The organism is Enterococcus sp. R12 (assembly GCF_058135755.1).
Map to the genome: position 1 here is coordinate 1 of NZ_CM176874.1, position 25408 is coordinate 25408.

A 25408-nucleotide genomic window follows, 5' to 3' on the forward strand; every position below is an offset into this window, starting at 1 on the left:
ATGCCATCTGCTGATTCTATTTGGCAAGATCTTCAACGTTCCTTTAAAGAAGAGCTGAATCCGGCCAGTTATAGTGCTTGGATCGAGACTGCCAATGTCTTGTCGTTTGAAAAAAATCAGCTGCTGATCGAAGTACCCAGCGATCTTCATAAATCTTATTGGGAAAAAAATCTAGCTGCCAAAATTGTTGAAATGGGATTTATGAAAACTGGTGAAGAATTGATTCCTAGTTTTGTGACTGTCGAAGAAGCAGAAGCTTTAAAAACAGCCCCTTCTACTATTCAAACAGCTGCAGAAGAAAACGAGCGGCCGCCGAAATCGATCTTAAATGAAAAATACACATTTGATACCTTTGTCATCGGGAAAGGCAATCAGATGGCCCACGCTGCTGCTTTAGTTGTTGCAGAAGATCCTGGGTCTATTTATAATCCGCTGTTCTTCTATGGTGGCGTTGGTTTAGGGAAAACCCACTTGATGCACGCGATCGGTCATCAAATGTTGCTGAAACGTCCCAATGCCAAAATCAAGTACGTTAGTAGTGAAAATTTCACCAATGATTTCATTACTTCTATTCAAAAGAACAAAATGGAAGATTTTCGAAACGAATACCGCAATGTTGATCTTTTGCTGGTGGATGATATTCAATTCTTAGTCAATAAAGAAGGAACCCAAGAAGAATTCTTTAATACCTTCGAAGAACTGTATCGCAATAATAAACAGATCGTCCTGACAAGTGATCGCTTGCCAAATGAGATCCCGACTTTACCGGAACGTTTGGTTTCCCGTTTTGCTTGGGGCTTATCCGTTGATATCACCCCGCCGGATCTAGAGACGCGGACTGCGATTTTGCGGAAAAAAGCCGAAGCCGAACGCTTGGAGATCCCCGACGATACCTTAAGTTATATCGCTGGGCAGATCGATTCGAATATCCGAGAACTTGAAGGAGCACTCGTGCGGGTGCAAGCTTTTGCTACGATGCAAAACTCAGACATTACAACGAGCTTGGCAGCTGAAGCCATCAAAGCCTTGAAATCAAGCCATGGCTCGACCCAAGTTTCGATTTTGCAGATCCAAGAAGAAGTCGCAAAATACTATCACATTCATGTCAATGATCTAAAAGGGAAAAAACGGGTCAAAGGCATCGTTGTCCCACGCCAGATCGCGATGTATCTCTCTCGAGAATTGACCGATAGTTCTTTACCAAAAATCGGCGGCGAATTTGGCGGCAAAGACCATACAACGGTCATTCATGCCCATGAAAAAATTCAGCATTTAGTCGAAACAGATCCCACGATCAAAAATGAGATCGCTGAAATCAAACAAATCCTCTTCAGCTGATCTGTGGATAAGAAAAGAAGAACCAAAAAAGTTGTCCACAAGTTATTCACAGGCATTTTCGTTAGTCTAATCACTCTTTTCTCGAGTTATCCACATTACTAACAAGCCTATTACTACTATTACTTTTATTTAATAACTATAAATTAAAGGAGTATCGCTATGAAGCTAACTTTAAACCGAACAGAGTTCATGCAAGAATTACAAACTGTCCAACGGGCGATTTCAACCAAAACCACCATCCCGATCTTAACTGGAGTAAAATTATCCCTTTCCGAAAAAGGATTGACCATGACTGGGAGCAACGCCGATATTTCCATTGAAACTTTTTTAAGTGTGGAAAACGAAAAAGCGCAAATGCAAATCGAAAAAACAGGAGCGATCGTTTTACAAGCACGTTTCTTCAGCGAAATTGTTCGTCGTTTACCTGAAAGTACCTTAACGTTAGAAGTTTTAGACAATAATCAAGTAGCGATCACTTCTGGAAAAGCCAACTTTACCGTCAACGGCTTGGATGCCGATAGTTATCCACATTTACCAGTTGTCGAAAGTCAAGATTCGATCGAGATTCCAGCGCACGTATTGAATAAGGTCGTTAGTGAAACAGTCTTTGCGGTTTCGCAACACGAAAGCCGTCCGATCTTGACTGGGGTCCACTTTGTCTTAGAAAATCAAAAATTATTAGCTGTTGCGACGGACTCACACCGTTTGAGCCAACGGGTGATTCCATTGGAAAGCGGAGAAACAGCCTTCAACATCGTGATTCCTGGCAAAAGCTTAACGGAACTTTCTCGTTCCTTAACAGATGAAGAAGAAGCGATCCAAATCAGCATTATGGATAACCAAGTGTTGTTCCAAACGAAAACCATGAAATTCTATTCTCGTTTATTGGAAGGAACTTACCCAGATACCAACCGTCTGATTCCTTCAAGCTTCAATACTGAGATTGAATTTTCTGTCCCAGAATTGTTACAAGCCATCGAACGGGCGTCATTGCTTTCTCATGAAGGCCGTAACAACATCGTTCGTTTGGCGATCTCCGAAGAAGCCGTTGTCTTATACGGAAACTCACCAGAAATCGGGAAAGTGGAAGAAGATCTTTCTTTTGAAAAAGTGACCGGCGACCCATTAGAGATCTCTTTCAATCCTGACTATATGAAAGCAGCACTACGAGCCTTTGGTGACACCAGCATCGTGATCCGCTTTATCTCAGCGATCCGTCCCTTTACATTGGAGCCGACAGAGAGCAAAGGCAGCTTTATCCAGCTGATCACACCGGTGCGGACCAACTAGTTTTTCATGTCTTTTGAAAAAAGTTGAAACAATCATCTGAAAATGAATAAATGAGTTAAAAGGGCTTAAAATCGTTTTTAAGCCCTTTTTTCTATTTTGGCTTCTTTTTTATCTAAAAGCAGTAAGTCTTCTGAGAATGAAAAATATGCCGATGAATTTGTTTTCTTGGCAAAAAAAGAGTATAATAGAGCTAAACGCTCTTTGATAGAATTGAGGGGAATTATGAAAATGCAAATACCGTTAGAAACGGAATACATGACACTTGGACAAATGCTCAAAGAAGTCAGTGTGATCAGCAGCGGCGGCCAAGCGAAATGGTACCTTGCAGAGCACACCGTTTTTGTCGACGGCGAGCCAGAAAATCGACGAGGGCGCAAATTGTATGCGGGAATGCGTGTTGAGCTACCTGATGAAGGTACTTTTTTTATGGTGAAGAAGGAAGACGCCGATGCGGCTGAATGAGTTGCATTTAAGCAATTATCGGAACTATGATTCGCTGACACTGACTTTTGAGAAAGGTCTGGTCATTTTTTTAGGCGAAAACGCGCAAGGAAAAACCAATATTTTAGAAAGTATCTATGTATTGGCGATGACCAAAAGCCACCGCACCTCCAGCGAGCAAGAGCTTATCCGCTGGGACACAGAAGGGGCGCGGATCTCTGGCAGTGTCAGTCGGGGACGCTCAACGATCCCGTTAGAACTGTTTTTGTCAAAAAAAGGACGAAAAACGAAAGTAAACCACATTGAGCAAAAAAAGCTCAGTAGTTACATAGGGCAGTTGAATGTCATTTTATTTGCTCCAGAAGACCTCTCCCTTGTAAAAGGAAGTCCCCAAGTCCGCCGCAAATTTCTCGATATGGAAATTGGGCAGATCGATCCAATCTATCTCTATGATCTCGTTCAATACCAATCCGTTTTGAAACAGCGCAATCAATACTTAAAACAGCTGAATGAAAAAAAACAGACCGATGAGATCTATTTAGATGTTTTAACGGAACAGCTGGTGGCTTTCGGCAGTAAAATCATTTTATCCAGACAACGATTTGTTCAGCGCTTGGCGTATTGGGCAAATCAGCTGCACCAAAAGATCAGCCAAGGAAAAGAAACCTTGCAGATCGACTACTTATCGAATGTGCCCGGTGAGGCGAGTACGCTGGAGGAGATCCAACAGCAATTTGTCAAAGCCTTGGCACAAGTCAAAGACCGTGAACGATTTCGGCAAGTCACGTTGGCAGGTCCCCATCGAGACGATCTGGATTTTTTGATCAATGAGAAAAATGTTCAGACCTTTGGTTCGCAAGGACAGCAGCGAACGACCGCCTTAAGTGTTAAATTGGCAGAAATCGATTTGATGAAAGAAGAAACGGGGGAATATCCCGTCCTTTTATTAGATGACGTTATGAGTGAGCTGGATGATTCCCGACAACTGCATTTATTGGAGACCATTGAAGGAAAAGTTCAGACCTTTCTGACAACGACGACATTAGAACATGTGAAAGACAAAATGTCTGTGGAAGCAGAGATTTTTTATGTAGAGCAAGGACATATTAAAGGAGAATAGACTGAATGACAGAAGAAGAAAAAAGCTTAGTTGAACGTGCAAAAGCCTATGATGCCAGTCAGATCCAAGTGCTGGAAGGACTAGAAGCCGTCCGCAAACGACCTGGGATGTATATTGGTTCTACCAGTTCAGAAGGTTTGCACCACTTAGTATGGGAAATCGTCGATAACTCGATCGATGAAGCACTAGCAGGCTTTGCCTCAAGTATTCAAGTGATCATTGAACCAGATAATAGTATTACGGTCGTCGATGACGGTCGGGGGATCCCCGTTGATATCCAAGCCAAAACAGGCCGTCCAGCGGTAGAAACCGTCTTTACGATCCTGCATGCCGGCGGGAAATTCGGCGGTGGCGGCTACAAAGTATCTGGTGGACTGCACGGGGTAGGGTCCTCCGTCGTTAATGCGTTATCCACGACTTTAGACGTAAAAGTCTATAAAGAAGGCAAAGTGTATTATCAAGAATACCATCGTGGGGCAGTCGTTGATGATTTGAAAGTGATCGATGAAACCGACCGCCACGGAACGACCGTCCACTTTGTTCCAGATCCAGAGATCTTTACGGAAACAACCGTATTCAATTTTGATAAATTAGCGACACGGGTTCGGGAATTAGCCTTCTTGAACCGTGGCTTAAAAATCTCGATCGAAGACAAACGGGAAGAAAAACCCGTCTTGAAAGAATATCATTACGACGGTGGGATCAAGAGCTATGTGGAGCATTTGAATGCAAGTAAGACAGTGATTTTCCCAGATCCGATCTACTTAGAAGGAGAACAACAAGGAATCACGGTTGAAGTTTCCATGCAATATACCGATAGCTACCACAGCAATCTGTTGAGTTTTGCCAACAACATCCATACCTATGAAGGCGGAACCCATGAATTCGGGTTTAAGACTGCCTTGACACGGGTGATCAACGATTACGCCCGCAAGTCAAAATTGATGAAAGAAAACGACGAAAACCTGACCGGAGAAGATGTTCGGGAAGGATTGACGGCAGTTATCTCTATCAAGCATCCAGATCCTCAGTTTGAGGGACAAACGAAAACCAAATTAGGAAATTCCGAAGTGCGGACAGTCACTGATCGTCTTTTTTCCGAACATTTCACGAAATTCTTGATGGAAAACCCGAATGTGGGTCGTCAAGTCGTGGAAAAAGGACTTTTGGCATCAAAAGCCCGTCAAGCAGCCAAACGTGCCCGAGAAATGACTCGCCGAAAAGGTGCGTTAGAAATCAGTAACTTACCTGGGAAATTAGCCGACTGTTCCAGTAATGATCCAGAAAAATGCGAACTGTTTATCGTCGAAGGAGATTCTGCCGGCGGTTCAGCAAAACAAGGCCGCAGTCGCGAATTCCAAGCGATCTTACCGATCCGTGGGAAGATTTTAAATGTCGAAAAAGCCAGCATGGACAAAATCTTAGCAAACGAAGAGATCCGTTCATTGTTTACAGCAATGGGAACTGGGTTTGGTGCTGATTTTGATGTAGCAAAAGCCCGTTACCACAAGCTAGTTATCATGACCGATGCCGATGTCGATGGTGCCCATATCCGGACCCTGCTTTTGACGCTTTTCTATCGTTATATGCGTCCAATCGTTGAAGCTGGTTATGTCTATATCGCACAACCGCCATTGTACGGTGTCAAACAAGGGAAAAATATCCACTATATCCAACCCGGCAAGAATGCCGAACAAGATTTGAAAAATACGATTGAATCACTGCCTGCGACACCAAAACCAACGGTTCAACGCTACAAAGGTCTAGGGGAAATGGATGACCACCAGTTATGGGAAACCACGATGGACCCTGAAAATCGGATGATGCTGCGGGTCAGCGTAGATGATGCCATAGAAGCCGATCAAATTTTTGAAATGCTGATGGGGGATCGCGTCGAACCAAGACGGGCCTTTATCGAAGAAAACGCGCACTACGTGAAAAATCTTGACATCTAGCCAATCGTAGAGGAGGAAACAGCTTGAGTGAAGAAGCAAAACAAAATATTCATGACGTCAATCTGACCAGTGAAATGCGCGAGTCCTTTATCGATTATGCAATGAGTGTAATTGTTGCTAGGGCTTTACCAGATGTGCGGGATGGCTTAAAGCCGGTTCACCGCCGAATTTTATATGGAATGAATGAATTAGGGGTCACACCAGACAAGCCCCATAAAAAATCAGCCCGGATCGTCGGCGATGTCATGGGGAAATACCATCCCCATGGGGACAGTGCGATCTATGAATCAATGGTGCGGATGGCACAGCCCTTTAGCTATCGCTACATGCTAGTCGATGGCCATGGAAACTTTGGTTCAGTCGATGGTGACGGTGCCGCTGCGATGCGTTATACCGAAGCCCGCATGAGTAAACTGGCGATGGAGATGCTGCGGGACATCAACAAAGATACCGTTGATTTCCAAAGCAACTATGATGATACAGAACGAGAACCAGCGGTATTACCTGCCCGCTTCCCGAACCTTTTGGTCAACGGGACGACTGGGATCGCTGTTGGGATGGCGACCAATATCCCGCCTCATAACTTGAATGAAGTCATTGCAGCCATCGATCTATTGATGGAAAATCCAGAAGTTACAACGAGTGAATTGATGGAAGTCCTACCAGGACCAGACTTCCCAACTGGCGGGATCGTGATGGGAAAATCCGGTATTCGCCGTGCCTATGAAACAGGGAAAGGTTCGATCACTGTTCGCGGAAAAGTCGAAGTGACTGAAATGCCCAACGGCAAAGAACGGATCTTAGTGACTGAATTGCCGTATATGGTTAATAAAGCGAAGTTGATCGAACGGATCTCTGAGCTGCACCGTGACAAACGGATCGAAGGAATCACCGATCTGCGGGATGAATCATCTCGTGAAGGCATGCGGATCGTGATCGACGTTCGTCGCGACGTCAGTGCGTCGGTGATCTTAAACAATCTCTACAAAATGACTGCACTGCAATCTTCTTTTGGCTTTAATATGTTAGCCATTGAAAAAGGCGTGCCGAAGATTTTGAGCTTGAAACGAATTTTAGAAAACTACATCGAGCACCAACAAGAAGTGGTGACTCGTCGGACACAGTTTGATAAAAACAAAGCAGAAGCTCGTGCCCACATCTTGGAAGGATTACGGATCGCATTGGATCATATCGATGAGATCATTGCTTTGATCCGGGCATCAAATTCTGATGATGAAGCGAAAAATAGCATGATGGAGCGCTTCAAATTGTCCGATCGCCAAGCGCAAGCGATTTTAGATATGCGTTTGCGTCGCTTGACTGGTTTGGAACGCGACAAGATCGAAAGCGAGTACCAAGGCTTGTTAGAATTTATCGCTGATTTGACAGACATTTTAGCAAATCCACAACGAGTCCTAGAGATCATCCAAACGGAGTTGCAAGAATTAGGCCAACGCTTTGGTGATGATCGCCGGACTGAATTATTGGTTGGGGAAGTCTTAAGTCTTGAAGATGAAGATTTGATCGAAGAAGAAGAAATCGTCATTACCTTGACGAACAATGGGTACATCAAACGAGTAGCTAAGTCTGAATTCCGTGCACAACGCCGCGGCGGACGTGGCGTTCAAGGAATGGGGATCCACGATGAAGACTTCGTGAAGACGTTGGTTTCTTGTTCGACTCATGACACATTACTGTTCTTCACCAATAAAGGGAAAGTTTACAAAGCCAAAGGCTATGAAATTCCTGAGTATGGTCGGGCAGCCAAAGGGATCCCTGTGATCAATCTCCTAGGGATCGATTCTAGCGAACGGATCGAAGCGATCATTTCGGCTTCTGGTGGGCCTCAAGAAGGACGCTACTTGTTCTTCACGACGCGTCTAGGTGTGGTCAAACGGACCTCAGTGACGGCCTTTTCAAATATCCGTGCCAATGGTCTGATTGCGATCGGTCTTCGGGAAAATGATGAGTTGGTCAACGTAATTGAAACCCACGGCGAAGATGTCGTGATCATCGGAACCCACGATGGCTACTCTGTGACCTTCAAAGAAGCGCTTGTGCGGGATATGGGCCGAACAGCTGCTGGTGTGCGAGGCATTCGTCTAAGAGACGGAGACTACGTGGTAGGCGCTGCAGTGATCACAGAAGACAGTGAAGTCTTGGTCATCACTGAGAACGGCTATGGCAAGCGTACCAAAGGCTCTGAATACCCAATCAAAGGTCGTGGCGGAAAAGGGATCAAAACAGCCAACATTACGGCGAAAAACGGTCCATTAGCCGGCTTGACGACGGTCAGCGGTGAGGAAGACATCATGGTGATCACCGATAAAGGCGTCTTGATTCGTTTCAATGTAGCGACTGTTTCCCAAACTGGTCGGGCAACCTTAGGGGTTCGTTTGATGAAGATGGAAAACAATGCCAAAGTAGTGACGATGGCAACGGTTGAACCAGAAGTCGAAGAAGAACTAGCGACTGCTGAAGAAACAGCGGTACAAGACGTACCAGATGTGGAAGAAACAACGGAAGACACCACGGATACACAAGAATAAGCAATACGTTTTCTAGGAAGACAGCAACCTGCGAACCTGCAGGTTGCTGTCTTCCTATTCTTTTTCAAAAAATCGGCAGAAGCTGACGTATTTATCAGTGTAAGCGATTGTTTGCGGTGATGGGTAGATGCAGGGACGCAAAAAAACAGCTTGCAGTAAGGACGAAAAAAGTGTATAATAATTATTTGTGAGTAGTCTAATTAGACCACTCTCTCTGCTCCTAGAAAACTAGGGGCCAAAGTCCACAGGGAGGTGAAAAATCAATGGAAAACACGAAATATGAGATTTTATATATCATTCGTCCAAACATTGATGAAGAAGCAAAAGCCGCATTGATCGCTCGTTTTGACTCAATCTTAACTGATAACGGCGCTGAAGTTATCGAATCAAAAGATTGGCAAAAACGCCGTCTAGCGTATGAAATGGATGGATTCCGTGAGGGTATCTATCACATCGTTAAAGTTTCTTCTTCAACAACTGCAAGTGCAATCAACGAGTTTGACCGTCTTGCGAAAATCAATGATGACATTATCCGTCACATGATTGTCAAAGAAGAAGCATAATATTGTTTCACATGAAACAAAAGCGATGAGGAGATGATGAACTTTGATTAATAATGTTGTACTAGTAGGAAGACTAACCAAAGATCCTGATTTACGTTACACTTCTAATGGCACTGGTGTCGCAACCTTTACCTTGGCGGTAAACCGCAATTTTACCAACCAAAGTGGAGAGCGCGAAGCTGATTTCATCAACTGTGTTATTTGGAGAAAACCAGCGGAAACATTAGCAAACTATGCACGCAAAGGAACTTTATTAGGGGTTACTGGACGTATTCAAACCCGTTCATACGACAACCAACAAGGCCAACGTGTTTATGTAACAGAAGTCGTTGCTGACAACTTCCAATTATTAGAGTCGCGGAATGCTTCCGAGCAAAGACGCACAACTGATAGCGGATCTGGCAGTAACAATACGTATAACTCAAACAGTTCTTCTGGATTTGGTAACAATAACTCAAATCAAACTCAATCCTCTCAACCATCAGGAATGCCTAATTTTGATCGAGACAACTCCGATCCATTCGGAAACTCATCAATCGACATTTCAGACGATGATTTACCATTCTAAGAAATTGATAGGAGGGAAATAGGATGGCACAACAAAGAAGAGGCGGACGCAAACGTCGTAAAGTAGACTACATTGCTGCAAACCATATTGAACATATCGATTATAAAGATATTGAATTACTAAAACGTTTCATTTCAGAACGCGGTAAAATCTTACCACGTCGTGTAACTGGTACTGGTGCGAAAAACCAACGCAAACTTACCATTGCAATCAAACGTGCGCGTATCATGGGATTACTTCCATTCGTAGGCGAAGAATAAATCGAATGATTTTTATTGACAAGTTTCTTTTGAAGCTTGTCAATTTTTTTATCCAGCGAAGAGTAACTTGTTATTTTATATATAGATAGAATAACGAATGATAGAAATTTTTTCCTAGTTGGTTCACCAAAAAAGTTTCACGTGGAACTTTTTTGCATCAATCGCCTATTTGATTGTTTTGTGGTAAAATAAGGAACAAAGCTTCAAAAAAATGGAATGATACATTGAGGGGTAAAAAAGATGGCAGCAATTGGGTTGATTTCAATTGATAATTACGATGATTTGATTGAGAAAAAAGACGACAAACAAGTTTCTTATTTGAACTCGCTGATCACGACATTGATTTCTGATTGGGCAAGTGAGAATCATGTTTTTTACAAACGAATCAATTCCGAGCGGTTTCTTTTCGTCGCGAAGTATTCAGATATTGAGCGGATGAAGGAAGAAAAATTCCAATTTTTGACTAGAGTACGGCAAGTTGCGGAAAAAAATGATCTGCCATTAACGATCAGTATGGGGATCTCCTATGGGGAAGAGTCTTTTGAAGAGATCGGGGAAGTGGCACAAAACAATCTCGACATTGCGTTAGTTCGTGGCGGTGATCAAGTCGTTTTAAAAGAAGCCAAAGAAGAAGCAAAACCGCAATTCTTTGGTGGCAATACAGACGGCACACCCAAGAGAACGCGTGTTCGTTCTCGTGCCATGAGTACGGCGTTGAGAAAGATTTTTGCTGAAAACCAGCGGATCTTTATCATGGGTCATCGTTACCCAGACATGGATGCCTTAGGTTCGGCTTTTGGGGTGGCTTACATGGCGATGATGAGCGACAAAGAATGCTACATCATTTTAAATCCAAAAGAGATCACCGCAGACATTCAGCGGGCATTGGAAGAATTGAAAAAATACCCCGAGCTGGAACGATTTGTGATCACTGGGGAAGAAGCAGTTAATTTATCAAATGAAGAAAGTGTCTTAGTGATGGTAGATTACCATAAGCCGTCGATGTCGATCTCGCAAGCGGTCTATGATGAATTTGACAAAATCGCAGTGATCGATCACCATCGTCGCGGGGATGAGTTTCCCGATAAGCCACTCTTAACGTATATTGAATCTTCCGCGTCTTCGGCATCGGAACTGGTAGCAGAATTAATCCAGTATCGTGCTTCTCGCAGATCGCAAGTCCCGAAATTTATTACGACTTCCTTATTAGCGGGCATCTACGTGGATACGAAGAACTTCACGGTGCGAACCACTGGTCGGACCTTTGATATTGCTGGTTATTTGAAAAACCAAGGCGCAGATACGTCATTGGTTCAATACATGTTGAGTACGGATCTCGATTCCTATTTGATGATCAGTGAACTGGTTTCTCGCAGCCAGCATTTCCGAGAAGATATCGTGATTGCTGCAGCGGATGAAGATCGGGTGTACGATAGTGTCACTGTTGCGAAAGCGGCCGATACTCTGCTATCGATCAATGGGATCCATGCCGCATTTGTCATTACTAAACAACCAGGAGATTTGATCGGTATCAGTGCTAGAAGCACTGGTAAAGTCAATGTACAAACCTTGATGGAGGCATTAGGCGGCGGCGGACATTTTACCAACGCAGCCACGCAAATAAAGAACAGCAGCATTGGTGATGTAGAAAACCAGCTGCGAGCGGAATTAACGAAAAATGAACAATAACAAGGAGTGACCAAGATGAAAGTTATTTTCTTACAAGATGTCAAAGGCAAAGGCAAAAAAGGCGATATCAAGGAAGTCCCTAATGGCTACGCACAAAACTTTCTGATCAAAAACAACTTAGCCAAACCTGCCAACAATGAAAGCATGGCAGAATTAAAAGGCAAACAAAAAGCCAAAGAAAAACAAGACGCAGAAGTCTTAGCAGAAGCGAAAGAGTTAAAAGCACTTCTTGAAAAAGAAGAAACCGTTGTGAAGATCAATGCCAAAGCAGGGGAAGATGGCCGCTTGTTCGGTTCGATCCCATCAAAACAAATCGCAGATGCCTTGAACAAGCAATACAAAATCAAAATCGACAAACGCAAAATCGAATTGGATCAGCCGATCCGTGCATTAGGCTTTACGCAAGTACCTGTAAAATTGCACCCACAAGTAACAGCAACGATCAATGTTCATACCATCCAAGAATAAGCATTACTCCCAACAGTCACATGTTGGGGTTTTTTTCGGCAAACGTCCAAGCAATCTTGTACTTTGGATGGGAATCTTGTAGAATGAATGGACGAAGGAGCGAATGGCATGAATGAAGTTTGGCAAAATCAAGTTCCCCCACAAGATATTGAAGCGGAACAAGCGGTCCTTGGGGCAGTCTTTTTAGATGCCGATGCGATCATCGATGCAATGGAAGTAATCGCCCCAGAAGATTTTTATCGCCGCAGCCATCAAATAATTTTTCAAGCAATGATCCAGTTGAACGACCGTAGTGAATCGATCGACTTGATTACGTTGAAAGCAGAAATTGAAAAAAGCAACAGTCTTGAAGATGTTGGCGGCCTGACGTATCTGACTGAATTGAGTCAAGCTTCACCATCAGCAGCAAGTATTGCTTATTATGCGAAGATCGTTGACGACAAAGCCACGTTACGCAATCTGATCCAAACAGCGAGCCGCATCGTAACCAAAGGCTTTGAACAAGATGAAGATGTGCAGTCGATCATTGATCAAGCAGAAAAAAGTATTTTAGAAGTATCCGAAAAGCGCAATAGCAATGGCTTCCAATCGATAGCGGAAGTCTTGAATCGGACGATCGAAACGATCGATCAGTTGGCGCAAAACAATGAAGAAATCACCGGATTACCTACGGGTTATGCGGCTTTAGACAAAATGACGGCGGGGCTGCAAAAAGAAGAGCTGATTATTCTCGCTGCCCGCCCCGCGGTAGGGAAAACCGCGTTTGCCTTGAATATCGCGCAAAATGTCGGAACGAAAACCGATCGTTCCGTAGCGATCTTTAGTCTGGAAATGGGGGCTGAATCATTGGTCAACCGGATGCTTTGTGCGGAAGGCTCGATTGAGGCCAGTCACTTGCGGACGGGGCAGCTCTCAGAAGAAGAGTGGCGCAATTTGATCGTTGCCATGGGCAGTCTTTCTAACGCCAATATCTATATCGATGATACCCCTGGGATCAAGATCTCTGAGATTCGGGCGCGTTGTCGGAAACTGGCGCAAGAAAAAGGCAATCTCGGCTTGATTTTGATCGACTATTTGCAGCTGATTGAAGGAACGGGTCGCGAAAACCGCCAACAAGAAGTCTCTGAGATCTCTCGCCAATTAAAGAAACTGGCGAAGGAATTAAAAGTGCCAGTGATCGCACTGTCTCAGCTTTCTCGGGGTGTGGAACAACGACAAGACAAGCGTCCTGTTTTAAGTGATATCCGAGAATCAGGATCGATCGAGCAGGATGCCGATATCGTTGCTTTCTTGTACCGAGATGACTACTACCGCAGCGAAGGCGATGATGACGATGAACCAGAAGAACAACAAAACAACAATGTGATCGAAGTCATTATCGAGAAAAACCGGAGTGGTGCCCGAGGGACCGTCGAACTTCTATTTATCAAAGAATACAATAAGTTCTCCTCGGTCTCGCCGCGAGAAGAGTTCGGGTAAGACACCAACGATGTGAGAAACCAAGGCTCCTGCTGCCGTCTGCATTGCGCTGATGGCAGCAGGGCTTTTTTTATGTGCTGACTTTATTCGTTTTTACGTGTATAAATAATTATTGAGAAGAAAATAGTTCGTTTTTTACCCCTGAAAAATGAGAATTTAAAACGATTATTCGATTTTAGATTGAAAGAGCTTGCGAATCTTGTTACAATACTTAAGGAATGCACTAATTAAAGAAAGAGGTCATTATATGTCATCTGTAGTAGTAGTAGGTACACAATGGGGCGATGAAGGTAAAGGAAAGATTACGGACTTTTTGAGTGAAAACGCGGAAGTCATTGCACGTTATCAAGGTGGAGACAATGCCGGCCATACGATTAAATTTGACGGTGTGACCTATAAACTGCATTTGATTCCTTCTGGGATCTTTTATGCAGATAAAATCAGTGTCATTGGAAACGGGGTCGTTGTGAACCCGAAATCATTAGTTAAAGAATTAGCATACTTGAAAGAAAACAATATAATAACAGAAAACTTAAAGATCTCTGATCGTGCTCATGTTATTTTACCTTACCATATCCATTTGGATCAGCTGCAAGAAGATGCCAAAGGTGACAACAAGATCGGTACGACGATCAAAGGGATTGGACCAGCCTATATGGATAAAGCTGCCAGAGTCGGCATTCGGATCGCTGATCTTTTAGACAAAGAAATTTTTGAAGAACGTCTGCGTATCAACTTAGAAGAAAAAAATCGTCAATTCGTGAAAATGTTTGACGCAGAGCCAATCGCCTTTGAAGACATTTTTGAAGAGTATTACGAATATGGCCAACAAATCAAAAAATATGTGACGGATACTTCGGTGATCCTTAACGATGCCTTAGATGAAGGCAAACGGGTTTTATTTGAAGGGGCACAAGGCGTGATGCTGGATATCGACCAAGGAACCTATCCTTTCGTGACATCATCCAACCCCGTTGCTGGGGGAGTCACTATTGGTAGTGGTGTGGGTCCTTCAAAAATCAACAAAGTCGTTGGTGTCTGCAAAGCTTACACCTCTCGGGTAGGAGATGGTCCTTTCCCAACGGAACTGTTTGATGAAACAGGTGAACAAATTCGTAAGATCGGTCGTGAATACGGAACAACGACAGGACGTCCTCGCCGTGTGGGCTGGTTTGATACCGTCGTGATGCGCCATTCAAAACGGGTCTCAGGGATTACAAACCTATCCCTTAACTCGATCGATGTTTTGAGCGGTTTAGAAACCGTGAAGATCTGTACCGCTTATGAACTAGATGGTGAATTGATCTATCATTACCCAGCAAGCTTGAAAGAGTTGAACCGCTGCAAACCAGTCTACGAAGAACTTCCTGGCTGGTCTGAAGACATTACTGGCTGCAAAACATTAGCAGATCTGCCAGAAAATGCACGCAATTACGTTCACCGCATCTCTGAATTAGTCGGTGTCCGCATTTCGACCTTCTCGGTAGGACCAGACCGCAGCCAAACCAACATTTTAGAAAGTGTTTGGGCGCAAATCTAATCTGACGCAAAAGCTTCAGAACAAGACGAAGAACTCCTGTGTCAAAAGCAGTCAACGATAAGTTTGGCTGCTTTTGATGAGAATTTCTTCTGTCTTGTTCTTTTTTTGCTATAATAGGGGGTAACGAGAGGGGTGAAACCATGTTTCAAATCATGACAGATTCCTGCTGTGATTTACCAGCAGCAAGATTAGCGGAGCTAGATGTTGCGTATATTCCGATGCTGATCGAATTAGACGGCAAAGAATATATCGATGATATGGGCAAAGAATTTGATACGGAATGGTTTTTAGGAAAACTAAAAGAGCATGCGCAGCCGACAACTTCTCAAATCAATGTCGGACGTTATATGGAGTATTTTCGGCCATATGTCGAAGCGGGCACACCGGTCCTTTATTTAGGTTTTTCTTCAGGAATGAGCGGCTCATTCCAAAGTGCCGTCCAAGCCGTAGCCTTACTAAAAGAAGAATACAAAGAAGTTGCGATCACCTTGATCGATACGCGCTCTGCGAGTTTAGGCGAAGGCTTCTTAGTGGCTGAAGCAGCCCAACAAAAAGCCCAAGGACGTTCGTTGCTAGAAGTCAGCCAATGGGTAGAAGAAAACAAACTGCGTTTAGATTCATGGGTCACCGTCGACGATTTAAAACAATTGGAACGCGGCGGCAGAATCTCTAAAACGGCGGCAGCGATCGGCGGATTGCTGAACGTGAAACCAATTATTACCGTCGATACTGCGGGAAAATTACGCAGCGTTGATCGAGTGCGGGGACGCAACAAAGCGATCCAAAAAATCGTAGATCAAACCATCGCCAATCTTCACGAATCAAAAACCAATACGGTTTATTTTGCCAATGCTGGCGATGCCGAAGCGGCGGAGAAAGTCATCAAACGTTTGACCGAAAAAATTCCTGACATTATTATTCATCATTATCCATTAGGTCCAACGATCTCCAGTCATACCGGCTACGGCTGCTTGGCGCTGTTTTCATTCGGCAAAGCCCGTTTAGAACAAGCGTAACCTGCCAAAAATACCCGAAGCACCTAGGAAAAATAAAAGAAACGCTCCAGTTGCAGCCTTGGTGGCGGGCAACTGGAGCGTTCTTTTTTTCAAAAGCAGCTTATTGATTCATTTCTGCTACGCGTTTTTGGACATCTTTGTTTTCTAAGAATTCATCGTAGGTCGTTTCGGCACGATCCACCACGCCTTTGCTAGAGACCGCAATGATACGGTTCGCAAGGGTTTGAATAAATTGGTGGTCATGAGAAGCAAACAACAATGAGCCGGTGAAGGCCATCAAGCCATCGTTTAATGCGGTGATCGATTCTAAGTCCAAGTGATTGGTTGGATCATCCAATACCAATACGTTGGCTTTTGAAAGCATCATTTTCGACAACATGCAGCGAACTTTTTCGCCCCCGGAAAGAACATTGACGGGTTTTAATACTTCGTCACCAGAGAATAACATGCGACCTAGGAAGCTGCGCAAGAAGGTATTGTCGTCTTCTTCTTTGCTTGCGTATTGACGCAACCAATCAACGATCGGGGTATCCGTATCAAATTCGCTGGTCGTATCTTTTGGCAAGTAGGCATGCTGCGTGGTCACGCCCCAACGAACACTACCTGTATCAGGAGTGATTTCCCCCATGATGACTTTGAATAGCGTCGTGGTGGTGATATCGCTATTGGCAACAAAAGCGACTTTGTCGTCTTTATTCAAGGTGAAAGAGATATTGTCTAAAATCTTTTTGCCATCGATCGTCACACTGACATTGTCGACTTGCAGCAAGTCATTCCCGATTTCACGTTCTGGTTTAAAACCGACAAACGGGTAGCGGCGAGACGAAGGTTGAATATCATCAAGAGTGATTTTATCCAACATTTTTTTCCGAGATGTTGCTTGTTTGGATTTTGATGCATTGGCACTAAAGCGTGCGATAAAGTCTTGCAGTTCTTTGATCTGCTCTTCTTTTTTGGCATTTGATTGGGATTGTAATTTCGCAGCTAATTGGCTTGATTCCAACCAGAAATCATAGTTGCCGACAAACAATTTGATTTTGCCGAAGTCTAGATCGGCCATATGGGTACAAACTTTATTTAAGAAGTGGCGGTCATGGGAAACAACGATGACGGTGTTGTCAAAGTTGATCAGAAACTCTTCTAACCAGTTGATAGATTGGATATCCAATCCGTTGGTAGGCTCATCTAGGAGCAAGACGTCTGGCTTGCCGAAAAGGGCTTGTGCCAGTAAGACTTTCACCCGTTGACCAGCAGTTAGATCTTTCATCAAGACATGATGCAATTCATCGGGAATGTTCAAGCCTTGCAAAAGAACCGCTGCTTCGGGCTCTGCTTCCCAGCCATCAAGTTCCGCAAATTCGCCTTCTAGTTCGGCGGCACGAATCCCATCTTCATCAGAAAAGTCTTCCTTCATGTAGATCGCGTCTTTTTCTTTCATCACTTCGTAGAGACGTTTATGGCCCATGATGACCGTTTCGATCACTGGAAACTCTTCGTAATCATAGTGGTTCTGCTTCAAGACAGCCATCCGTTCATCAGGACCTAAAGAAACATTCCCGGTCGAAGGTTGGATCTCACCAGATAAAATTTTTAAAAAAGTTGATTTACCAGCACCATTTGCACCAATCAAACCATAACAATTACCAGGCGTAAACTTAATATTAACATCATCAAACAGTTTGCGGTCTGAAAAATGCAAACTTACATCACTTACTGTAATCAATTCTTTTCCTCACTTTATATAAATTGACATGGAGTCTCCTAGCATTATAGCGATGAATGTTGAAACTTTCAAGTAAAGCCGAGGATTTCATCAGGAAAGGCTTAGGGCTGGTGAAAGAAAAATTTTGGCTGCTGCTGCCTTCCTAGTAGAACCTGACGGCTTCCTATGCTAGAGTATTGGTAGAATAGTTAGACAAAGGAGCAGACGAATGGTGGATTGGTTGGTTGGATTGTCGCCATGGCAGCAAGCGTTGGCGGGGACAATCTTTACGTATGGTATGACGGCGCTTGGGGCAGCGCTAGTCTTTTTCTTCAAAGAAATCAATAAAAATGTCCTGAATACGATGCTGGGGTTTGCCTCTGGCGTGATGATCGCTGCTAGTTTCTGGTCGTTATTAGATCCTGCGATCGCACGAGCCGAAGAAAATGGCGACATTCCGTGGCTTGTGGTCAGCATCGGGTTTGGATTGGGTGGTTTGTTTCTATATGCAGCAGATAAGACGCTCCCGCATATGCATTTTGGTCCGAATCATGAAACAGAAGGTTTGCCCAGTCATTTGAAGCGAACGATCTTGCTGGTCTTTTCCATCACGCTGCATAATATCCCAGAAGGCTTGGCGGTAGGGGTAGCGTTTGGGGCGGCGGCTAGTGCCGATGATCCGCGAGCAGCGATCTTAGCGGCGCTTTCGGTAGCGATCGGGATCGGGATCCAAAATTTTCCAGAAGGCGCAGCCGTTTCGATCCCCTTGCGCCAAGAAGGGTTAAGCCGAACCAAAGCCTTTATGTACGGGCAAGCGTCAGGGATCGTAGAACCGATCGCCGGTGTGATCGGAGCTTTGCTAGTAACGAGTATGTCCGCTGTCTTGCCGTATGCGTTGGCTTTTGCAGCGGGTGCTATGATCTATGTAGTGGTGGAAGAATTGATTCCAGAAGCGCAGCAAACCTTGTCTAGTCGCCGCCATTTTGCGGTCTTTGGCGTCATGCTAGGCTTTATCTTAATGATGGTTTTAGATGTAGCATTAGGCTGATCGATAAAAAAACACCTGACTTTCCAAAAGTCAGGTGTTTTTGATTTACTTGTAATTAACGATAATATTTTCTTGGCTTTTGGCGAATCGATGTTAACCAGCGAACGATCAAAACGGCTAGCAGCAAAGGAATCCCGAAACGGAAGACCAATCCGATCAACCCACCAATAATGCCTAATACAACGGATAAAACAAGGGATGCTGCGATTAAAACTGCCACGACAGTAACGATTCTTCCTAATAAACTTTCTGTATTCATTGTGACTCCTCCTAGACTTTTTTTCTTATCCCAAGCATAACAAGAAAGAAAAAGAAACACATCCAACTTAAGACGGAATAATTGCTCCGCCGTGCGCCATAGGTTTGTGATAAACTAAACATGAATGAATCATGAAAGGAGTCAAAAAGAATGAATGCAGAAATTCTCACGAGCCAAGTCATCACAGAAGGAGGGTGCAATGCCTGTTTGCCTTATGAACTCAATACCTTCACGCTGCAGCTGCCGGATGGTCGTCGTTTTTCGTTAGAAAACTTGGATGCTGCTGCATTGGTGATGCCAATTGCCCAGATCAATCAGTGGCAGACTCGCTTATTATTAGAAGAAGACGAAGGATTGATCTATCAAAAAGGAACGCAAGAAGTAATTTTCGTAGAGGGCAACCGTCAGGATACGTTTTCCAGCAAAGGAAAGACGATTTCTTGTCCGAAAAAGAGTTGCGAAGCTGACGTCTTTGCCACAACCAATCGAGTGCTGACAGAATTGTTTGGCATCGAACCGATTTCCTTCGTTCTGCGGGCTGCACAAGCATGAGAGGACGAAAAAAAGCCGCTTGCGCATGTACCGACCTTTTAAAGTTAGCTTTTTAGTCTAACTATTGGGAGTCATGACAGCAAGTGGCTGTTTTTTTCGTATCGTTACTTACGGATCTGGCCTTCGCCATAAATAATGTATTTGGTAGAAGTCAGTGCTTCTAACCCCATTGGCCCACGGGCATGGAGTTTTTGCGTCGAGATGCCGATCTCGGCACCAAAGCCAAACATAAAGCCATCGGTGAAACGGGTCGAGGCATTGACGTAAACCGCCGCCGCATCAACTTCTTTCAAGAAGCGTTGGGAAGCGAAATAATCATCGGTGATGATCGCTTCAGAGTGCTTCGTATTGTAGCGATTGATGTGGGCAATGGCTTCTTCTAGCGAAGCCACCACTTTGATCGCTAAGATATAGTCTAAAAACTCGGTTGCCCAGTCCTCTTCAGTGGCAAGCTGCGCGTTGTTCAAAAACGCCAACGCTTTTTCATCTCCTCGCAATTCGACTTGATCGGCAAATTGCTGTTCTACCATAGGCAAAAATTCTGCCGCCACTGCTTCATGGACGAGGATCGTTTCGATGGCATTGCAGACAGAAGGGCGTTGCGTCTTTGCATTCGTGACGATCGCCAGAGCCATCGGCAGCTGGGCTGCTTGGTCGATGTAGATATGGTTGTTGCCGGTGCCGGTTTCGATCACTGGTACTGTGGCGGTCTCTTTGACACGACGAATCAAGCCGGCGCCCCCCCGGGGGATCAAAACATCCAAGTAATCTGTCAGCCGCATCAGCTCAGCCGCTGTTTCGTGGCTCGTGTCTTCGATAAACTGGATCGCATGGCGGGAGTGTCCGTTGGCAGCTAATGCCTCTTGTAAAATAGTCACGAGGACTTGATTGGAGTGGAAGGCTTCTTTTCCGCCACGCAAAATCACGGCATTTCCTGATTTGAAACACAGACTAGCCGCGTCAGTAGTGACATTAGGGCGGGCTTCGTAGATGATGCCGATGACCCCTAAAGGCACCCGCTGTTGACCAATCAAAAGATCGTCAGCATTGCGCCACATTTTATCCACGGCACCGATTGGATCGGGCAATTGGGCGACTTCTCGGATGCCGTTAGCCATCTCGGTGATCCGTTGTTCTGTCAGCAACAGACGATCTAGCATCGTTTGGCTGGTTCCTTTGGCTTTTGCGGCGGTTAGATCTTGTTGATTAGCAGCTAAAATCTTCTCGGTAGCTTTTTCTAAAGCATCGGCCATCGCTGCCAGTAGGTGGTTTTTTTCACTGGCACTCAGTAAGCTTAATGCCTGGGCGCTTGCTTGTGCTTGTTGACCGATCGTTTGTAAATTGCTCATTGCTCATCCTCCGTTCGTTGATAAAAGTGGGTGCCGACAGGTTCCCCTGCGAGCAAGTCAAAAATAATTTTCGGCTGCTTGCCGTTAGCCAGCAGCATGTGACTGTTCAAGTCTAAGATACGTTGAGCGGCTTTTAATTTGCTGGTCATACCGCCGGTTCCATAAGGACTGCCTTTTCCCGTAGCTTGTTCTAAAAGTTCCGGGGTGATTTCATTGATCTCGGAATACAAAACAGCCTCAGGATCATTCAGCGGATTGGCGGAATAAAAGCCGTCGATATCAGAAAGCATGATCAAAAGCTCGGCTTTCGTCAACTGAGCGACGATCGCTGACAGCTGGTCATTGTCGCCAAATTTGGTGAGATGGTCCAATTCATCCACTGCCACCGTGTCGTTTTCATTAATGATCGGGATGATCCCCATCGTAAGTAATTGCTCTAAGGTGTTGCTAACGTTTTGACGGCTTTGGGGGAATTCGATGATGTCTCTGGTCAGCAGGATCTGTGCAGTCTGCTGGCTATAGCTTTGAAAACGCTGGTTGTAGATCGTCATCAGTTCTGATTGGCCAACGGCTGCCACGGCTTGCTGCTGCGGGATCTCCACGGGTCGTTCTTTCAAATTCAACTTGTTCATGCCAACACCGATCGCACCAGAAGAAACTAAGATGATTTCTTTGCCTTGGTTTTGCAAAGCTGCTAAGACAAAGGCTAATTCATCGATGCCAGCTAGATTGATGGCACCATTGGGATAAATCAACGAGCTGGTGCCGATTTTTACAACGATTCGGTTTTTGTTTGAAAGATCTGCGCGCATATGCCACCGCCTATTTTTTGATATTTTTTCTATTGTACTCGCAAACGGGCGTTTCGTCATGTCCTTTTTTCTTTTTGGTCTATTTTTAAACGAAGAAATTGTAAAGACTTTTCGATAATTGTGTTTTCCATGAAGAAAATAGTTCTTCCTATGCTAAAATAGCTATATGTTTTATTATTGGAGGAACCCATGAAATTACGAGGATTTGAAATTATTACAGCATATAAAGAAAAAAGCATCACCTTGCCTCAACGTGCCACCCATCATGCGGCTGGTTACGACTTTGAAGCAGCGGAAGAAATCGTGGTGCCAAGCATTTGGAAAGCGGGCGTGATCGACGGGGTCAAAGCGCTTTTTGCGAAAGAGACCGCAAAACAGTTGAAGCCAACCTTGATTCCCACGGGGATCAAAGCCTATATGGGGGAAGACGAGTATTTGCAGCTGACAAATCGTTCCAGCAATCCTTTGAAACGTTTCTTAGTCTTGACGAATGGTGTCGGCGTCATCGACAGCGATTACTATGACAATCCAGATAATGAAGGGCATATCATGTTTCAGTTTACCAATTTCGGCCCCACAGATGTCGTCATTAAAAAAGGCGAACGGATCGGCCAAGGAATTTTCTTGCCGTTCTTAAAAGCTGATCAAGATACAACCACTGCCAGCCGAACCGGCGGCTTTGGCTCCTCGAATCAGTAAATCCTGCCTGGGGGTCTGTTTGATAGAAGTAGTGGAGGAGATCAATGGCAAAAAAAGCAAAAAGTCAATTTGTCTGTCAAAATTGTGGGTATAGTTCCCCTAAATATTTAGGGAAATGCCCCAATTGCGGCAGCTGGAATTCAATGGTGGAAGAAGTGATCCAAGAAACCGCCGATCGTCGAGTACGTACGACATTGACGGGGCAAAAGATGCAGCCGACGAAAATCGCCGATGTCGTACCGAAAAAAGAACCGCGGGTCCAAACGAAACTCGCTGAGTTGAATCGCGTCTTAGGTGGCGGCGTGGTCCCAGGCTCCTTGATTTTGATCGGTGGGGATCCAGGGATCGGAAAATCGACGCTGCTCTTGCAAGTTTCCCAGCAATTAGCAGCGATCGGCGGGACGGTCTTGTATGTGTCAGGAGAAGAAAGTGCCGAACAAATCAAAATGCGGGCGCAGCGCTTAGGCGCCATCGACACAGAATTTTATCTCTATGGGGAAACGGACATGTCAGAGATCAGTAAAGCGATCGAAAACATCCGCCCAGATTATGTGATCATCGATTCGATCCAAACCATGACCCAACCGGATATCACCAGCGTGGCAGGCAGTGTCAGCCAAGTGCGAGAAACGACCGCAGAATTGCTGAAAATCGCCAAAACCAATGGCATCGCCATCTTTATCGTTGGCCACGTGACGAAGGAAGGCTCGATCGCAGGACCGCGGATGCTGGAGCATATGGTGGATACCGTCTTGTATTTCGAAGGCGAAAAGCACCACAGTTTTCGAATTTTGCGGGCCGTAAAAAACCGCTTTGGGTCCACCAATGAGATCGGGATTTTTGAAATGGAAGAAGGCGGGTTGAAAGAAGTCGCCAATCCGTCACAAGTCTTTTTGGAAGAACGCTTAGAAGGCGCAACTGGATCGGCGATCGTAGTGGCAATGGAAGGCAGTCGGCCAATCTTGGTGGAAATCCAAGCACTGGTCACGCCAACGATGTTCGGCAATGCCAAACGCACGACGACGGGGCTAGACTTCAACCGCGTCTCGCTGATCATGGCGGTTTTAGAAAAACGGGCAGGCTTGCTGCTGCAAAATCAAGATGCCTACTTAAAAGCAGCCGGCGGGGTCAAATTAAATGAACCTGCGATCGATCTAGCGATCGCTGTTAGTATCGCGTCTAGCTACAAAGAAAAAGGCACCAGCCCGACGGAGTGTTTTATCGGTGAAATTGGCTTGACGGGTGAGATTCGCCGAGTCAACGCGATCGAGCAACGGGTCAAAGAGGTGCAAAAACTAGGTTTTACGAAAGTTTATTTGCCGAAAAATAATCTGACTGGCTGGCAGCCGCCCAAAGGCATCGAAGTCGAAGGCGTGTCTACCTTAGCCGAAACCTTGCGGAAAGTCTTCCGTTAAAGTGGAGTCAATGCAAGAGCAAGGGGCAATCGCCTCTCCTCTTGCCCTGACGCTGCTGATTCATTCGTTTGAACCAACCGACCGACAGCCGTTGACTGGCGGAAGGAGCCGGATTTTTGAACAAAAGAAACCTACTGGAGTATGGAGGAACATGTATGCAGAAACGAGTCATTACCGCACTAATGGTACTTGCCGGAGCAAGTCTGGGGATCTCACTGATGCCTATCGCATGGCAAGCCATTGGGCAAACCCAAAATGAATGGCTGAATAATAACATCACTAATAGTTTGCTTGGAGCCCTTATTTTCTTTTTATTATCTTTACTATTAGCGAAATATATTGCAGCCGGTATTCGCAAAATTGAAGAAAAACTAAGTGAATTGAGCTTAACGTATCTCTTGTTTGGCGCAATTGGTTCGATCATCGGTCTGATGATCGGTGTGATCGTGTCGATTCCTTTTTACAATTGGGATATTCCTTTTATCAACGGGATCGCCCCAATCTTAGTGATGGTCCTGTTAGGGTATCTCGGTTTTCAGATCGGGACGACACGGATCGATGAATGGAAAAAAGTCTTTGCCCCGAAAAACAAAAAGGCAGAGCCCCAAGAGCAAGATGAACAGCAGATGCTGGAAAGAAAGATCGCGGACCACTTCCACAAATACAAAATTTTGGATACCAGCGTGATCATTGATGGTCGGATCTATGACATTGCTAAAACAGGCTTTTTAGAAGGCGTCTTGCTGATCCCGAATTTTGTCTTGTACGAATTGCAATACATCGCAGATTCTGGCGATAGTTTGAAACGGGTTCGGGGCCGCCGCGGCTTGGATATTTTGAATGCTTTGCAAAAAGAAGAAGGCATCGCAGTTGAGATGTATGAAGGCGATTTTGAAGACATTTCCGAAGTTGATAGCAAGCTGATCAAGTTAGCGAAGATGCTGGATGGTGTCGTCGTGACCAATGATTACAATCTAAACAAAGTTTCTGAATTTCAAAATGTGCCTGTCTTGAATATCAATGCGTTAGCCAATGCGGTCAAACCAGTGGTGATTCCAGGAGAAAGCATGCACGTCTTAGTGGTGAAAGCTGGCACGGAGCGCCAGCAAGGGGTCGCTTATCTAGATGACGGGACGATGGTCGTGGTGGAAGATGGCCAGCATTACATGAATGAACACATCGAAGTGATCGTCACCAGCGCCTTGCAAACGGCAGCTGGGCGGATGATTTTTGCCAAACCAGCCCATTCTGGTCGCGGCATCGACAACAAAGAAGGATCGAAATCAGAGAAATAAT

At 44.8% G+C, this 25408-nt stretch carries 23 protein-coding genes; 19 read left to right on the forward strand and 4 right to left on the reverse strand.

Going from position 1 to position 25408, the window contains the following annotated elements; genetic code table 11:
- From dnaA to ACTW1R_RS00070, 14 genes are all read left to right on the forward strand, one after another.
- On the forward strand, nucleotides 1–1338 hold the full coding sequence (gene dnaA, locus ACTW1R_RS00005; RefSeq protein ID WP_015508676.1) for a chromosomal replication initiator protein DnaA: 1338 nt from the start codon (nucleotides 1–3) through the stop codon (nucleotides 1336–1338).
- A 159-nt stretch (nucleotides 1339–1497) separates the two neighbouring features.
- Complete coding sequence (dnaN, locus tag ACTW1R_RS00010) at nucleotides 1498–2628, forward strand: DNA polymerase III subunit beta (RefSeq protein ID WP_005226354.1); 1131 nt, start codon at nucleotides 1498–1500, stop codon at nucleotides 2626–2628.
- 222 nt (nucleotides 2629–2850) lie between these two features.
- Nucleotides 2851–3090 carry a S4 domain-containing protein YaaA gene (gene yaaA / locus ACTW1R_RS00015; RefSeq protein ID WP_008376781.1) on the forward strand — a complete coding sequence of 80 codons (240 nt, stop codon included), beginning with the start codon at nucleotides 2851–2853 and terminating at the stop codon, nucleotides 3088–3090.
- Nucleotides 3077–4189 carry a DNA replication/repair protein RecF gene (recF, locus tag ACTW1R_RS00020; protein ID WP_489927364.1) on the forward strand — a complete coding sequence of 371 codons (1113 nt, stop codon included), beginning with the start codon at nucleotides 3077–3079 and terminating at the stop codon, nucleotides 4187–4189. Before yaaA ends, recF begins: the two co-directional genes overlap by 14 nt.
- 5 nt (nucleotides 4190–4194) lie before the next feature.
- A complete protein-coding gene (gene gyrB, locus ACTW1R_RS00025; protein ID WP_005226359.1) occupies nucleotides 4195–6144 on the forward strand; it encodes a DNA topoisomerase (ATP-hydrolyzing) subunit B in 1950 nt (649 codons plus the stop codon).
- A gap of 23 nt (nucleotides 6145–6167) precedes the next feature.
- A complete protein-coding gene (gene gyrA / locus ACTW1R_RS00030) occupies nucleotides 6168–8693 on the forward strand; it encodes a DNA gyrase subunit A (RefSeq protein ID WP_325836623.1) in 2526 nt (841 codons plus the stop codon).
- 263 nt (nucleotides 8694–8956) lie between these two features.
- Nucleotides 8957–9256, forward strand: coding sequence for a 30S ribosomal protein S6 (rpsF, locus tag ACTW1R_RS00035; RefSeq protein ID WP_005226363.1), 300 nt, complete (start codon nucleotides 8957–8959; stop codon nucleotides 9254–9256).
- Between the two features lie 43 nt (nucleotides 9257–9299).
- Nucleotides 9300–9824 (forward strand): single-stranded DNA-binding protein, encoded by a 525-nt coding sequence (gene ssb, locus ACTW1R_RS00040; RefSeq protein ID WP_005226365.1) that lies wholly within the window; start codon nucleotides 9300–9302, stop codon nucleotides 9822–9824.
- Nucleotides 9825–9847: 23 nt separating this feature from the next.
- Complete coding sequence (gene rpsR / locus ACTW1R_RS00045) at nucleotides 9848–10084, forward strand: 30S ribosomal protein S18 (protein ID WP_005226367.1); 237 nt, start codon at nucleotides 9848–9850, stop codon at nucleotides 10082–10084.
- 240 nt (nucleotides 10085–10324) lie between these two features.
- Complete coding sequence (locus ACTW1R_RS00050) at nucleotides 10325–11773, forward strand: GGDEF domain-containing protein (protein ID WP_015508681.1); 1449 nt, start codon at nucleotides 10325–10327, stop codon at nucleotides 11771–11773.
- Nucleotides 11774–11788: 15 nt separating this feature from the next.
- Nucleotides 11789–12241 (forward strand): 50S ribosomal protein L9, encoded by a 453-nt coding sequence (gene rplI, locus ACTW1R_RS00055; protein WP_005226371.1) that lies wholly within the window; start codon nucleotides 11789–11791, stop codon nucleotides 12239–12241.
- Nucleotides 12242–12349: 108 nt separating this feature from the next.
- On the forward strand, nucleotides 12350–13720 hold the full coding sequence (gene dnaB, locus ACTW1R_RS00060) for a replicative DNA helicase (protein WP_005226374.1): 1371 nt from the start codon (nucleotides 12350–12352) through the stop codon (nucleotides 13718–13720).
- Between the two features lie 247 nt (nucleotides 13721–13967).
- A complete protein-coding gene (locus ACTW1R_RS00065; RefSeq protein WP_005232916.1) occupies nucleotides 13968–15260 on the forward strand; it encodes an adenylosuccinate synthase in 1293 nt (430 codons plus the stop codon).
- A 140-nt stretch (nucleotides 15261–15400) separates the two neighbouring features.
- The gene (locus ACTW1R_RS00070) at nucleotides 15401–16276 is read left to right on the forward strand and encodes a DegV family protein (protein ID WP_005226378.1); all 876 of its coding nucleotides are present in this window, start codon (nucleotides 15401–15403) and stop codon (nucleotides 16274–16276) included.
- Between the two features lie 100 nt (nucleotides 16277–16376).
- Here ACTW1R_RS00070 and ACTW1R_RS00075 read toward each other — a convergent pair whose 3' ends face one another.
- The gene (locus ACTW1R_RS00075) at nucleotides 16377–17999 is read right to left on the reverse strand and encodes an ABC-F family ATP-binding cassette domain-containing protein (protein WP_005226380.1); all 1623 of its coding nucleotides are present in this window, start codon (nucleotides 17997–17999) and stop codon (nucleotides 16377–16379) included.
- Nucleotides 18000–18207: 208 nt separating this feature from the next.
- Between ACTW1R_RS00075 and ACTW1R_RS00080 the strand changes: the two genes are divergently transcribed.
- Nucleotides 18208–19026, forward strand: coding sequence for a ZIP family metal transporter (locus ACTW1R_RS00080; protein ID WP_016608938.1), 819 nt, complete (start codon nucleotides 18208–18210; stop codon nucleotides 19024–19026).
- A gap of 55 nt (nucleotides 19027–19081) precedes the next feature.
- Here ACTW1R_RS00080 and ACTW1R_RS00085 read toward each other — a convergent pair whose 3' ends face one another.
- Nucleotides 19082–19285, reverse strand: coding sequence for a hypothetical protein (locus ACTW1R_RS00085; protein WP_010748476.1), 204 nt, complete (start codon nucleotides 19283–19285; stop codon nucleotides 19082–19084).
- A gap of 150 nt (nucleotides 19286–19435) precedes the next feature.
- Here ACTW1R_RS00085 and ACTW1R_RS00090 point away from each other — a divergent pair, with 150 nt between their 5' ends.
- The gene (locus tag ACTW1R_RS00090; RefSeq protein WP_087626680.1) at nucleotides 19436–19837 is read left to right on the forward strand and encodes a DUF4809 family protein; all 402 of its coding nucleotides are present in this window, start codon (nucleotides 19436–19438) and stop codon (nucleotides 19835–19837) included.
- Nucleotides 19838–19941: 104 nt separating this feature from the next.
- Here the strand turns inward: ACTW1R_RS00090 and ACTW1R_RS00095 are convergent, their stop codons facing one another.
- Both ACTW1R_RS00095 and proB read right to left on the reverse strand, forming a co-directional pair.
- Nucleotides 19942–21186: a glutamate-5-semialdehyde dehydrogenase gene (locus ACTW1R_RS00095; RefSeq protein WP_077453230.1), complete on the reverse strand. Its 1245-nt coding sequence runs from the start codon at nucleotides 21184–21186 to the stop codon at nucleotides 19942–19944.
- A complete protein-coding gene (gene proB / locus ACTW1R_RS00100; protein WP_005226390.1) occupies nucleotides 21183–21998 on the reverse strand; it encodes a glutamate 5-kinase in 816 nt (271 codons plus the stop codon). The genes ACTW1R_RS00095 and proB overlap by 4 nt, the downstream gene beginning before the upstream one ends.
- Before the next feature lie 189 nt (nucleotides 21999–22187).
- Here proB and ACTW1R_RS00105 point away from each other — a divergent pair, with 189 nt between their 5' ends.
- The 3 genes from ACTW1R_RS00105 (at nucleotide 22188) to ACTW1R_RS00115 (ending at nucleotide 25407) form a co-directional block, all read left to right on the forward strand.
- Nucleotides 22188–22697, forward strand: coding sequence for a dCTP deaminase/dUTPase family protein (locus ACTW1R_RS00105; protein ID WP_010748479.1), 510 nt, complete (start codon nucleotides 22188–22190; stop codon nucleotides 22695–22697).
- 44 nt (nucleotides 22698–22741) lie between these two features.
- Nucleotides 22742–24112 (forward strand): DNA repair protein RadA, encoded by a 1371-nt coding sequence (gene radA, locus ACTW1R_RS00110; protein ID WP_005226394.1) that lies wholly within the window; start codon nucleotides 22742–22744, stop codon nucleotides 24110–24112.
- Between the two features lie 155 nt (nucleotides 24113–24267).
- Entirely contained in the window at nucleotides 24268–25407 is a 1140-nt protein-coding gene (locus ACTW1R_RS00115; RefSeq protein ID WP_005226396.1) for a PIN/TRAM domain-containing protein, read from the forward strand.
- Nucleotide 25408 lies beyond the last annotated feature (1 nt).